Raw genomic sequence first — 12298 nt, 5'->3', positions numbered from 1 at the left:
CGATTGGCGCAAAATGAACGATCTTCCAGGGGGAACGCCGATGACGCGAGGTCGCGCCGCTGCAGGTCTCTGCTTTGCTGCCTTGATCGCCGGAATGCCAGCGGCGCTGATCGCCGCGCAGGGAGCCGCGCCTGCTCCGGCCGCGCCGCCGTCAGCCGGCCGCGGTGCCTCGGCGCCTGCTCCGGTCGTGGTCTCGCCCGAAGTCCTGCCCGATCGGCGCGTCGTGTTCCGGCTGTACGCGCCGCAGGCGACCGACGTCGTGCTGCGTGGTCCGTCCGGCGCACCGCCGCAGATGACGAAGCAGGCGAACGGCGTGTGGGAGACGACGATCGGCCCGCTCGCGCCGGGTGTCTACCAGTACAGCTTCGGCGTGCACGGCGTTTCGGTCGTCGATCCGGCCAACATGGCGATCAACGAGACGACGGCCGGGCTCCGCAATACGGTGGTGGTCCCGGGCGGCGAGTGGACCGACATGAAGGACGTCCCGCACGGCGCGGTCGCCGAGGTGTTCTACCCGTCGGCCGTGCTGGGACGCACGCGCCGGCTGCACGTCTACACGCCGCCGGGCTACACCGCCGGCACGCAGCGGTACCCCGTCTTCTACCTGCTCCACGGATCCGGCGACAGCGATCAGTCCTGGAACGCGCTCGGGCGCGCCGGCGTCATCGTCGACAACCTCATCGCGGCGGGGCGCGCGCGGCCGATGATCGTCGTGATGCCCGACGGGCACACGCGCACGGGCGCGGAACGCGGCACGCCGCAGGCGCGCACGGAGTTCGTGCGCGAGTTCATGGCCGACATCCTCCCCTTCGTCGAGTCCCACTACCGCGTCCGCGCCGAGCGGAATGCGCGCGCGATCGCCGGCCTGTCCGATGGGCGGCGGCCACACGCTCAACATCGCGATCCCCAACCTGGAGAAGTTCGCGTACATCGGCGTGTTCAGCGCCGGCCTGTCGGGCGGCGGCGCGGGGCAGCCTTCGGCAGCCGAGACGTTCGACGCCGCCAATCGCGCCGTGCTCGACAACGCCTCGCTTCGAAAAGGCGTGAAGCTGCTCTGGTTCAGCACGGGCCGCGACGATTCGGCGATGGCGAACACGAAGAACGCGGTCGCGCTGCTCGAGAAGCACGGCTTCACGCCGGTGTTCAAGGAGAGCGCGGGCGGTCACACGTGGGAGAACTGGAGAGACTATCTCGTCATCTTCTCCAGCGAGATCTTCAAGGATTGACGCGGCCGATCGCGCCGCGTGGCGGTCCGGACGCCTGAAGTCCTCCGGTCACGACCGTCATGTGACGGCTGTCGCGCAGGCTCATCGAGAAAGCGCCGGCGGGTGAACCGCCGCCAGCGAGCTTCTCGCGTCCGCCCCCAACACAACAATAGCCCGACAGCATCCGCTTGTGGCAAGCCCCGTTCACGGCCGCAGAATGCACGGCCGTGAACTGGACGGGCGGCATTCGGCCCGCCCGGACATTACCCGCCACCGTGGCTCAACCGAAAGGAAGTGCGATGCGCGTGCTGCTGTCGACGATCGGGTCGCGAGGAGACGTTCAGCCCTTGGTCGCGTTGGCCCTGACGCTGAGGGTGCGGGGTCATCAGGTGCGCGTGTGCGTGCCGCCGGACTTCCGCGAGTGGATCGAAGGCTTCGGCCTCGACGTGAGGCCGATCGGCCCGCGCCTGCCGACGGCGATGGCCGCGGCCGAGGCGCCCGCGGGGCCGCCCTCGCGCGACCGGCGCCGCGAGATGGCGGAAGCCAGCGTCGCCACGCAGTTCGACACCATCGCCGCTGCCGCCGAGGGCTGCGACGCCATCGTCGCGGCCACGGCGCTGCAGATTGCCGCGCGATCGATCGCCGAGCGGATGGGCATCCGCTACGTGTTCGCCGCCTATACGCCGAACGTGCTGCCGTCGCCGCACCACGCGCCTCCGGTGCTGCCGCCCGTTCCCGGGGAGGCACCGCCGCCGGCAACGGCTGACACCCGCGAACTGTGGGCGCGCGACACCGAACGCTTCAACGATCTGTTCGGCCCCGCGCTCAACGCGCATCGGACCTCGATGGGTCTGTCGCCGGTGCACGACGTCCGCAGCTACATGTTCACGGACCGGCCGTGGCTTGCGGCCGATCCCGTGCTCGGCCCGTGGTCCGATCGCGAAGCTCAACCCGTGTTCCAGACTGGCGCCTGGATCCTGCCGGACGAACGCCCGCTTCCCCGCGACGTCGACGCGTTCCTCGACGCGGGCGAGCCACCGATCTACTTCGGCTTCGGCAGCGCCCGTCCGCCGCGAGATCTCGACCCGGTGACGATGCGTCTCGAGGCCGCTCGCGCCGTCGGGCGGCGAGCGATCGTCTCGCGTGGCTGGGCCGATCTCCCCTTCCTCGACAACCAGCCGGACTGCCTCGCCGTCGGCGACACGAACCTGCAGGCGCTTTTCCCGCGTGTCGCCGCCGTGGTCCATCACGGCGGCGCCGGCACCACGTGCCTCACGGCGCTGGCCGGCGCGCCGCACGTCGTCGTCCCGCAGGTGTACGACCAGCACTACTGGGCACGGCGCGTGGAGGAGCTCGGCATCGGCGCCGCGCACACGTCCGGAGAGCTCACCGTCGAGGCGCTGACGAGCGCCCTCGACCGCGCGCTCCAGCCTGCAGTCGCCTCGCACGCGCGATCCGTTGCCGCCGGCGTGCGGAGGGATGGCGTCCACGTCGCCGCGGAGGCGCTGGCCGCCTGACGCGGACGGCTGATGGTGCTCTATCATTCGTCCCGTGCTCTCGAGCAACGTGCTGTACGGCGTAGTCGTGGCCTTGGCGCTCGCGCAGGCCGGCATCCCGCGAGTGCTCGTCATCGCGCATCGCGGCGCGTCCGGATACCGGCCCGAGCACACGATCGAGAGCTACACGCTCGCGATCGACATGGGCGCCGAGGCGATCGAGCCGGACCTCGTGAGCACGAAGGACGGCATCCTCGTCGCGCGGCACGAGAACGAGATCGGATCGACGACGGACGCCGCCGCGAAGTTTCCCGATCGCCGAACGACGAAGACGATCGACGGCACGCAGGTGACCGGCTGGTTCGTCGAGGACTTCACGCTGGCCGAAGTCCGCACGCTGCGGGCGAACGAGCGGCTGCCGTTCCGGTCGCACGCCTACGACGGCCGGTTCCTCGTCCCGACGTTCGACGAGGTGCTCGACCTCGCCGCGCAGAAGAGCCGCGAGCTCGGGCGCGAGATCGCCGTCTACCCGGAAACCAAGCATCCGGCGTACTTCCGCGGCATCGGCCTGCCCCTCGAGGATCGGCTGCTCGACGCGCTCGCGCGCCGCGGCCTGACGGCCAAGACGTCGCCGGTGTTCGTCCAGTCGTTCGAGCCGTCGAGCCTGCAGTACCTGCGTCCGCGGACGCCGGTGCGGCTCGTCCAACTGCTCGACGAGCACGCCGACGCGTCGCCGGCGCGGCTCGAGGCGATCGCCGCCTGGGCCGACGTCGTCGGACTGCACAAGCGCCTCGTCGTGCCGGTCGCACCCGACGGGACGACGCGCGCGGCGACGACGGTCGTGCGCGACGCGCACGCCGCCGGCCTGCTGGTGCACGTGTGGACCATGCGGAGCGACGGCGACTTCCTGTCGCCGAGCTACGGCGGCGATCCGCGCCGCGAAGTGCGCCAGTTCGTCGAGCTGGGCGTGGACGGGTACTTCACCGATTTTCCAGACGTTCGATAGCGGGACCGGTCTCTCGGCGAGCCTCGTCCGCCGGTCACTGCGGCTGCCTGTCGATGTACGAGACGTAGGCGAACCGCCGCGAGTCCGGCGCCCAGGAGTTGACGTTGATCGTGCCCTGCCCGCCCGTGAGCGTGACGACCGTCACGGGCGACACGGTTCCCACGACGTCGCCCGGCATCGGGATCATCCGGATCCACACGGCCAGGTTGCGATCGTCGTGCGTCTTCGTGCCCGCGGGAAACGAGAGGAAGATCAGCGACGTGCCGTCGGGCGACGGGTGCGGAAACCAGTCCTCGAACTCGTCGTCGGTGACGCGCTCGGCGCGTTCGTCGTTCGGGCCCGCGCCGGTCGACGGCATCCGCCAGATGTTCCAGCCGCCGCCCCGCTGCGAGTTGAAGTAGATCCACTTCCCATCCGGCGAGTAGTCCGTCCCATCGTCATTCGCCGGATCCATCGTGAGGCGCTCTTCGGGCCCTCCCTCGAACGGCACGCGGTACACGTCGTACTGCTTCTTGTCGCGATTGGCGACGAACGACAGCCACTTCCCGTCGGGCGACCAGCCGTGGAAGTAGCTGGGCGGAGTGGTGACGACGGCGCGATGGTTGGTCGCGTCAGGGTGCGCGACGAAGATCTGGGAGCCGTTGACGCCGGGCGCCGTCGCCGAGATCGCGAGCCACTTGCCGTCGCGCGTGAAGTCGTGGTCGTTGTTCGCGCGCAGGCTCGGATCGAGCGGCAGCGGCTCGGGCGCGCGCGTGCCGTCCGCCAGAATCCGGTACAGGCGGCCGCCGGAGTTCGAGAGCAGGAACGCGCCGTCGCGCGACCAGTTGGGCGCTTCCCAGATGCCTTCGGCCTTGTACACCACCCGACTGATCTTCGTCGCGAGATCGAAGATGCGGATCTCGCTGGCGAACCGCGGCGGCTGCGCCGGCCGAGGCTGTCCCTGTGCCGCCTGACGCGCTATCGCCGGGCCCATCGACATCAACAGACCCACCGCGCCGATCGCCAGCGCCTTTCCGATCATGGTTCACCTCTCGGGAGGGCCCGATGGTAGCAGAATCGTGCGCCGGCGGCCTTCGCGCGACCGCCGCCGGCCAGGCCGCCGGAGCGCGGCGGGCCCGACGCATATAATTCCGCCGGAGCCCACCACGACGTTCACGCCAGGCACTCGCGTCGGCGCCTACGAGATCGAAGCCCTGGCGGGTGAAGGCGGCGCCGGGCAGGTGTTTCGCGCCCGCGATACGCGGCTGCGGCGGCCGGCGGCGATCAAAGTCCTTCGCGGCGACGTCGACCCCATGTCGCGCCAGCGGTTCGAGCGCGAAGCCGTCGCGGCCTCGGCCCTGAATCACCCCCACATCCTGACCGTGTACGAGGTCGGCGACATGGACGGGCATCCGTATCTCGCCACGGAGTTCGCCGACGGCGGCACGCTCGCCACGTGGATTCGCGCCGCCTCCCGCTCGAAACGCGAGATCCTCGAGCTGCTCTCGGGCGTCGCCGACGGCCTCGCGGCGGCGCACGACGCGGGCATCCTCCACCGCGACGTCAAACCGCAGAACATCCTCGTGACCCGGAGCGGATACGCCAAGCTCGCCGACTTCGGCCTCGCGGTGCTGACGGCCGATCCGCACGCCTCCGAGGAGTCGGTGACGACCACGCACCTGCGGACCGAGCCAGGGCTGATCGTCGGCACGATCGGCTACATGTCTCCGGAACAAGTCGGCGGACAGCGGCTCGACGCCCGCAGCGACATCTTCTCCTTCGGCATCGTGCTGTACGAGGCGCTCGCCGGTCATCGTCCCTTCCGAGCGCCCAGCACGGTCGCGGTGATGCACGCGATCGCGAGCGAGCCGGCGCCGGCATTGCCGGCCGACGTCCCCGCCGATCTCCGCGCCATCGTCGACAGGGCGCTCGAGAAGGATCCGGGCCGGCGGTATCAGACGATGCGCGACCTTGCGGCAGATCTGCGCCGTGCGATGCACCCGCGCGCGGACACGGGCGCCGCGGCGCCGGCGCCACGACGGTGGCGGCGCCACGCCGGCATCGCGGCCGTCGCCGTGGTGCTCCTCCCCCTTGTCGTCTGGGGCGTCGCGACGCGATGGCTGCCCGGCCGCCGCGGTGAGGCCATCGTGCAGTCGCTCGCGGTGCTGCCGCTCAAGCCGCTCCACGAGCAGCAGAGCGACGACCGGCAGCTCGGCCTCGGGCTCGCCGACACGATCATCATGCGGCTCGGACAGATCGAAGGCATCACGGTGCGGCCGACGAGCGCGGTGCGGCGATACGCGGCGCCCGACACGAACGCGCTCGATGCCGCCCGCGCCCTCACGGTCGACGCCGTGCTCGACGGCTCGATTCAGCGGTCGGCCGATCGGCTCCGCGTGAGCATGGCGCTCGTGCGCGTGAGCGACGGACGCACCCTGTGGACGCAGACGTTCGACACCGCGTTCGCCGACATCTTCGCGGTCGAGGACGAGATCGCCCGCGACGTCGTGGCTCAACTGCGACCGCGGCTGAACGAGGCCGATCGCCAGCGGCTGGCCAGGCACTTCACGGCCAGCCCGGAAGCCTACGAGTACTACCTGAAGGGCGTGGCGACGTTCAGCACCATCGGCTCCGCATCGGCCAACGTGGTCGGGAACGTTCAACCGGGCCTCGAGCTGCTCGAGCGCGCCGTGGCGATCGATCCGAGCTATGCCCTGGCCTACGCGCAGATCGCGCTGGGCTACGCCTGGCGCGCGGCGATCGAAGGAGACCGCGCAGCCGAGACCCGCGCCCGCGAAGCGTTGGCCCGGGCCGACGCGCTCGATCCGAACCTCGCCGAGTCTCACGTCGCGCGAGCCCGCCTGCTCAACAGCCCGTCAGGCGGCTACCAGCTCGTCGCCGCGTACAAGGCGCTGCGCGCGGCTCAGGCGCTCAACCCCAACGTCGGGCACTACGACATGGGGCAGCTTCTGAGCGAAGCGGGCCTCCCGGAAGCCGCCATCCGATTCCTTCGCCGTGCTCTCGAGATCGACCCCACGAACGAGGCCGCGCGGGCCGAGATCCCGAACGTGTACTGGATCAACGCGATGTACGACGAGGCCATCGCGGCCAACCGCGAGCTGACGAGGCCCGTGGCCTGGTCCTATCTCTACTACGCGGGCGCGGGCAGGCATGCCGACGCCCGGCGCCTCATCGACGAGGTGCTCGCGAGGGATCCGAACGATGCGGGCGCGAAGGGGGCTGAGGCGCTGCTGCTCGCCTGGGAAGGGCGCTACGCCGAAGCCCGGTCACGCCTCCCGGATCTCCCTCCGACGGAGCGGCAGGGACAGACGTACCATCACGCGACCTATCTTCGTGCGTGCGTCGCCGCGCTCGGCAAGGATGCCGACACCGCCGTCCGCTGGCTCCACGAAACCGTGGATACCGGGCTGAGGACCTATCCCGCCTTCGTGCGAGATCGCTGCTTCGATCGAATCCGCCAGACCGCGGCGTTCACGCGGTTCATGGCGGAGTTCAAGCCGGTCTGGAACACGTACGCACAGCAACTGCAGTAGAGCCTGTCGAGAGGCACGGCGCGCACGGGCGCGCGACGGCTTCGTGGTCGAAGCCATCGCGCGCGCCAGTGCCGCTTTGGAATCCGACGTCTCCGCGTCCTGCGCGTCGTTCCGCGACTCGTCCTATGCGGCTCGTCGTTCGCGACGCGCCCGCCACGGCGGATCAGTACATCGCGAACGCGTAGAGCGTGTCGCCCACGGCGACGAGCACGTGCTGCTTGCCGTCCACGAGGTACGTCTGCGCCGCGTTCGACGGGTTGCCGATGCGCGAGTGCCAGATCGGCTTGCCGTTGGTCGCGTCGAACGCCACGAAGTTGCCGCTGCCATCGCCTGAGAACAGCACGCGGCCGGCCGTGACGAGCAGTCCTCCGCCGCCGCCACCGGGGAACGCGTGGCGCCACGCGACCTTGCCGGTCTTCGGATCGAGGCCGACGAGGAAGTCACCCGCCGATCCCACCTGGCCCACCGCCTTGCCGCCCAGGCCCATCGAACCGCGGGGATCGGGCTCGGTGAGGTACAGCAGGTTGAAGCCGTTCTTCTCCTGCGAGTAGAGCAGGCCCGTGTCGGGCGAGTAGGCGGGCGGCGGCCAGTTGACGACGCCGCCTTCGACGGGCGAGACGAGCGAGCCGGGGATCGTCGCTTCCTTCGCAGGGTTCGGCTCCATCACGCCCGTGGGCCGCATCTCCTTCGCCCAGTTCGTGTAGGTGCCGAGCTTCTGCGTGACGAGATGCTGGCCGGTCACGCGATCGACCGTGTAGAAGTAGCCGTTGCGCGCGACGGTCGACGCGAGCTTCCGCGGCTTGCCGTCGATGACGCCGTCCCAGAGCACGGGCGTCTGCGCCGAGTCCCAGTCGTGCGTGTCGTGCGCCGACGTCTGGAAGTACCAGATCATCTTGCCCGTATCGACGTGGACGGCCATCAGGCAGCCGGTGAACAGGTTGTCGCCGGGGCGGCCCTGTCCGGTATAGCCGGGCGTCGGGTTGCCCGTCCCGAAGATGTAGTAGCGGGTCTCGGGATCGAACGAGCCCGGGATCCAGACCTGGCCACCGCCGTGACGCGCGGCGTCGAGATTCGGCCACGTGTCGAGACCCGGATCGCCCGCGCTCATCGGCACGGTGTAGAACTTCCACTGCAGCTTGCCGGTCTCCGGATCGAACGACTGCAGGAACCCCGGCATGTCGAGGTCGTTGCCGGTGCCGACGATCACGTGGTTGTCGATGACGTGCGGCGCGAACGTCGTGAAGTACTGCTCTTCGAAGTCGGACACCTCGACGTGCCAGCGCTCCTTGCCGGTCCGCGCGTCGACGGAGACGAGGTAGTTGTCCGGCGTCGTGAAGTACAGGTAGTCGTGCCAGAGCCCGGCGCCGCGCTGGCCGATGTGCGTGCCGCCGCGCGTCTTCCAGTAGTAGCGCCACAGCACTCGGCCGTCGCGCACGTCCATGGCCCAGGTGTTGTCGGGCGCCGTCACGTACATCACGTCGTCGTGGACGATGATGCTGCCCTTCACGGTGACGCCGCCGCCGGCCGCGAACTCGCCCGTGCCTTCGCCGCCGACGACGACGGGCGCCTGCGCGCCACCGCCGCCGCCGAATCCGCCGAAGCCGCCGCCGGCTGCGCCGCCCGGCGCGCCGCCGGTGATCCGCGCGGTCCACGCGAGCGTGAGGTTCTTCACGGTCTGCTGGTTGACCTGCGTGAGCGCGCTGTAGCGCTGGCCGGTGTAGTCACCCGAGTAGGTGAGCCACTGATCCGACAGCCGCTTGTAGATCTCCTTCGGATCGAGACCGCCTTGCGCACCGCTGGCCTGACCCGCCGGCGCGCCCTGTCCGAGGATCAGGACCGGCGCGGCCGCGAACGAGAGCGTGAGTACGAGTTTCTTCAAGGTCATTTGAGGGTCACCAGATACGCCGTTACGTCGTGGATGTCCTTGTCCGTGTAGGTCGGGAGCAGCTTGATGTGCGGCGCTTTCGGCTCCTTGATCTCGACCTTCGGCACGTCGCCGTTCCGGCGGAACGACCTCTCGATGCCGTCGGCGAGCCGCATCGACACGACGAAATCGTCGTAGCGGATGAGCGTGCCCTGGAACGTCTGGCCCGAGGCGAGCGTCACCGTTACGGTCGTCGGCGTGGGCGGCTTGACCTCGCCGCCGCCGCGACCGAAGCCGCCGCGGCCGCCGCCCGCCCCGCCCGCGACCCAGGCGGTCTGCAACTGCATCGGTTCCGGAATGCGCGAGGCGAGGCCGCGCAGATCGCCGGTCGCCGAGTGACACGAGCTGCACTTGGCCTGGAAGTAGGCCTGCCCGGCCTTCGGGTCGCCGACGACGATGTTCAGCTCCACCGGCTTCTCGGACGCCGGCGGATTCCCCTGCCCGCGCATCGTGGCCTGCACGCTGTGAAGGAAGCCGGCGAGCGCCTGGATGTCGGCGTCGGTGAGCTGGGCGAAGGGCGGCATGGCCGGCATGCCCGGGTTCGAGCGGCCGTTCTGCACGACCGGCTTGATGAGCTCGCCGTTCTGATCGTTGAAGACGAGCGCCGACCGCAGCAGGTTGACGCCGCCCATGTCGCCGCCGCGCAGATCGGCGCCGTGGCACAGCCGGCAATTCACGTCGTACAGCCCGCGCCCGCGCGCGATCACGTCAGCCGGAGGAAGCTGCCGCTGTTGCGCCGGAAAGGTGGCGGGCCCCTGCTGCCGCCCCCGGCCCTGCGCGCCGGCGGGTCCGGCCTGTCGGCCGGCGGCCGCGGCGCCGCCCGCGCCTTGCGGTGCCGGCGGCCCCTGGGCGGCGGGCGCCGCCGCGATGCTCATCGCCAGGAGACAGACTCCGGCGGTCAGACTGACGCTCGAACGCATAGGCACCTCGAAGGAGTGATCGGGACCAGAACAGACTACGCCAAGTCGCCACCGGACACTACTGATCGCGGCAGCAACGCGTTTACTCGCAGGCCGGTGCCGGCCGCCGAATCGCGCCAGATTCCGCATCGGGACGGGCACTGCTGCTCGACCCGGCCGTGCCAGCGCCACCCTGCCGCTGTTCTTCGCGAGCAACGCGATCTACCCGCTCTCGATCATGCCGGGATGGCTGCAGGCGATCGCCACGGTGAATCCGCTGAGCGACGAAGCGGACCTGCTGCGCGCGCTGATGGTGCCCGACGTGCCGAGCGCGTTCGGCGCGGCCGTCGACGTCGCCGTGCTCACGTCGGCGGCCGTCGGGCTCGTCGTCGTGGGATCGCGCGTGTACCCGCGCGTGGCACGCTAGCGGGAGCGCCAGGGCGACGCTCGCGCCGAGCCGTCGCGACCGGCGGCGTCGCGCTCACTCGAGCTCGACGCCGCCGAGGAACACGCGCCGCACGGCCAGCGCTTTGGTCAAGACGATCACGTCGGCCCGGCGGCCCGGCGACAGGCTCCCGACCTCGTCGTCGATGCCCACGCGCTCGGCGGGCGTGAGGCTGGCCATCCGCACGATCTCGGGCAGGCTCGCGGTCGTGACCTTCTTCATCTGCCGCACCATCGCGTCCATGCCGACGACCGTGCTGGCCAGCCCGCCGCCCGCCTCGAGGCCGACCTTGCCGTTGCTCCGGAAGGTCACGCCGCTCTTCAGCGGGCCGAATCGGTACTGGCCGCGCGGCATGTCGACCGCGCGGCTGGCGTCGGTGACGAGGCAGAGCCGCGCGGCGCCTTTCATCCGGTACGCGAACTCGAGCAGCTCGGGCGCCAGGTGCTGGCCGTCGGCGAGCACCTCGGTGCTCATCTCGGCGTTGGCCAGCACGAACTCGGCCATGCTCCCCTGCATCGGGTAGCCGAGCCGCTGGCGCACGCCCGGCACCGAGCTCATCGCGCACCAGAAGTGATCGACGTGTCGCACGCCCGCGGCGAACGCGCGGGCCATCTCGGCCCAGCTCGCATTCGAGTGGCCGCACGTGACGAGGTACCGCCGGCGGCGCGCGTCGCGGCAGAACCGCTCGGCGCCCGTGAGCTCGGCCGCGCACGTCGCGATGCGAACGATGCCGAGCGCGAAGTGCTTCTGGTATTCGCGCGGATCCGGATCGCGGCGGCCCGCCTTCGGATGGCAGCCGACCTTGTCGGCGGCGAAATACGGCCCGTAGAAGTGCACGCCGCCGACGCGCGCGCCGTCGGCCGGCGTCCACGCCTGCTTCACCGCCAGGCACGCCCGCAACATCGCGTCGATCTCCTGCGGCGTGCCGGTCGTGGTCGTCGGAAAGATCGTCGTCGTGCCGTGGCGCGCGTGGCAGCGGTTCGCCGTGACGACGGCCTCAGGGGTGCCGTCCATGTAGTCGGCGCCCGCGCCGCCGTGCACGTGGACGTCGACGAACCCCGGCGCGACGTAGCCGCCGCGCGCGTCCACGATCTCGGCGCGCTTCGGCACGTCGACCGCCTTGCGCCGTCCGACCTGGCGGATCCGCCCGTTGCTCGTCACCACCACGCCGTCGGGCAGGAGTCGATCGGAGAGGATGAGCGTGGCGTTGGTGAAGACGACCGGCATGGCGGAGACAGGATACCGCGCGCGTCGAGGCGATCAGATCACCTCAGCTTCGTTGTCCCTTGCGCCCCGTCATCTCGTCGATGCGGATGCGGTAGATCACCGCGGAAGCCGGCACGTCGGGCTCCGGCTTCTGCATGGCGGGAAACCACCAGTCCTCGCGCTGCTCGAACAGCGCGCGCGCGCGATGGCGCGCGGCCTCGTGCTGGGGTCGATCGGACAGCTCCTCGAACCGGCCGAACACCAGGACGGTCGTCCAGTTGAAGCGATCGGTGATCTCGCTGAGCTCGACGCAGACTTTCGGGTTCTCGCGCATCCACGCGATCTTCTGCCCTTCGGCGGCGATGCTGTAGAGACAGCCGCCTTCGGGATCGAAGTAGCAGAGGATCGGCACGAGGTAGGGTTGGCCGTCGCGCGCGCAGGCGAGCCGCGCGAGGCTCTTGCGGGCCAGCATCCGGCGGCACTCGACGTCGGACAGATCGCGAACGATCATCGCCTCAGCAGTGTAGCGCGAGGCGCGCCGGCGGAGAACGACGTCGCGCGAGGCACCGCACGGCGCCGGAACC

Annotated in this window: 10 protein-coding genes; 5 read left to right on the top strand and 5 right to left on the bottom strand. The window is 70.4% G+C overall.

The window, feature by feature from the left end; all coding sequences use genetic code 11:
• The first annotated feature begins 94 nt into the window (after positions 1-94).
• From IT184_12145 to IT184_12135, 3 genes are all read left to right on the top strand, one after another.
• Positions 95-1264, top strand: coding sequence for a hypothetical protein (locus IT184_12145; GenBank protein ID MCC7009557.1), 1170 nt, complete (start codon positions 95-97; stop codon positions 1262-1264).
• Between the two features lie 240 nt (positions 1265-1504).
• Complete coding sequence (locus IT184_12140; protein MCC7009556.1) at positions 1505-2722, top strand: glycosyltransferase family 1 protein; 1218 nt, start codon at positions 1505-1507, stop codon at positions 2720-2722.
• Positions 2723-2747: 25 nt separating this feature from the next.
• Positions 2748-3707 carry a glycerophosphodiester phosphodiesterase gene (locus tag IT184_12135; GenBank protein ID MCC7009555.1) on the top strand — a complete coding sequence of 320 codons (960 nt, stop codon included), beginning with the start codon at positions 2748-2750 and terminating at the stop codon, positions 3705-3707.
• Between the two features lie 34 nt (positions 3708-3741).
• On the opposite strand, the gene IT184_12130 is transcribed toward IT184_12135, so the two are convergent.
• Complete coding sequence (locus IT184_12130) at positions 3742-4728, bottom strand: PD40 domain-containing protein (GenBank protein ID MCC7009554.1); 987 nt, start codon at positions 4726-4728, stop codon at positions 3742-3744.
• Between the two features lie 37 nt (positions 4729-4765).
• On the opposite strand from IT184_12130, the gene IT184_12125 reads away from it, so the two are divergent.
• The gene (locus IT184_12125) at positions 4766-7240 is read left to right on the top strand and encodes a protein kinase (GenBank protein ID MCC7009553.1); all 2475 of its coding nucleotides are present in this window, start codon (positions 4766-4768) and stop codon (positions 7238-7240) included.
• 163 nt (positions 7241-7403) lie between these two features.
• On the opposite strand, the gene IT184_12120 is transcribed toward IT184_12125, so the two are convergent.
• Together IT184_12120 and IT184_12115 are read right to left on the bottom strand one after the other, a co-directional pair.
• Entirely contained in the window at positions 7404-9125 is a 1722-nt protein-coding gene (locus tag IT184_12120) for an acido-empty-quinoprotein group A (GenBank protein MCC7009552.1), read from the bottom strand.
• A complete protein-coding gene (locus IT184_12115; GenBank protein MCC7009551.1) occupies positions 9122-10084 on the bottom strand; it encodes a c-type cytochrome in 963 nt (320 codons plus the stop codon). Before IT184_12115 ends, IT184_12120 begins: the two co-directional genes overlap by 4 nt.
• 61 nt (positions 10085-10145) lie before the next feature.
• Here IT184_12115 and IT184_12110 point away from each other — a divergent pair, with 61 nt between their 5' ends.
• Entirely contained in the window at positions 10146-10490 is a 345-nt protein-coding gene (locus tag IT184_12110; GenBank protein ID MCC7009550.1) for an ABC transporter permease, read from the top strand.
• Between the two features lie 54 nt (positions 10491-10544).
• Here IT184_12110 and IT184_12105 read toward each other — a convergent pair whose 3' ends face one another.
• Together IT184_12105 and IT184_12100 are read right to left on the bottom strand one after the other, a co-directional pair.
• Positions 10545-11735: an amidohydrolase family protein gene (locus tag IT184_12105; protein ID MCC7009549.1), complete on the bottom strand. Its 1191-nt coding sequence runs from the start codon at positions 11733-11735 to the stop codon at positions 10545-10547.
• A 43-nt stretch (positions 11736-11778) separates the two neighbouring features.
• Positions 11779-12225, bottom strand: a complete 447-nt coding sequence (locus IT184_12100; protein MCC7009548.1) for a pyridoxamine 5'-phosphate oxidase family protein — start codon at positions 12223-12225, stop codon at positions 11779-11781.
• Between the last annotated feature and the right edge of the window lie 73 nt (positions 12226-12298).

It is taken from the genome of Acidobacteriota bacterium, assembly GCA_020853395.1.
Taxonomy (GTDB): domain Bacteria; phylum Acidobacteriota; class Vicinamibacteria; order Vicinamibacterales; family SCN-69-37; genus JADYYY01.
This window is presented reverse-complemented; position numbering and strand designations above follow the sequence as displayed.

Bases quoted from the DNA above. Each gene is read 5' to 3' on its own strand.
- IT184_12145 (MCC7009557.1), top strand. From the start codon at position 95: ATGCCAGCGGCGCTGATCGCCGCGCAGGGAGCCGCGCCTGCTCCGGCC.
- IT184_12140 (MCC7009556.1), top strand. From the start codon at position 1,505: ATGCGCGTGCTGCTGTCGACGATCGGGTCGCGAGGAGACGTTCAGCCC.
- IT184_12130 (MCC7009554.1), bottom strand. From the start codon at position 4,728: ATGATCGGAAAGGCGCTGGCGATCGGCGCGGTGGGTCTGTTGATGTCG.
- IT184_12120 (MCC7009552.1), bottom strand. From the start codon at position 9,125: ATGACCTTGAAGAAACTCGTACTCACGCTCTCGTTCGCGGCCGCGCCG.
- IT184_12115 (MCC7009551.1), bottom strand. From the start codon at position 10,084: ATGCGTTCGAGCGTCAGTCTGACCGCCGGAGTCTGTCTCCTGGCGATG.
- IT184_12105 (MCC7009549.1), bottom strand. From the start codon at position 11,735: ATGCCGGTCGTCTTCACCAACGCCACGCTCATCCTCTCCGATCGACTC.
- IT184_12100 (MCC7009548.1), bottom strand. From the start codon at position 12,225: ATGATCGTTCGCGATCTGTCCGACGTCGAGTGCCGCCGGATGCTGGCC.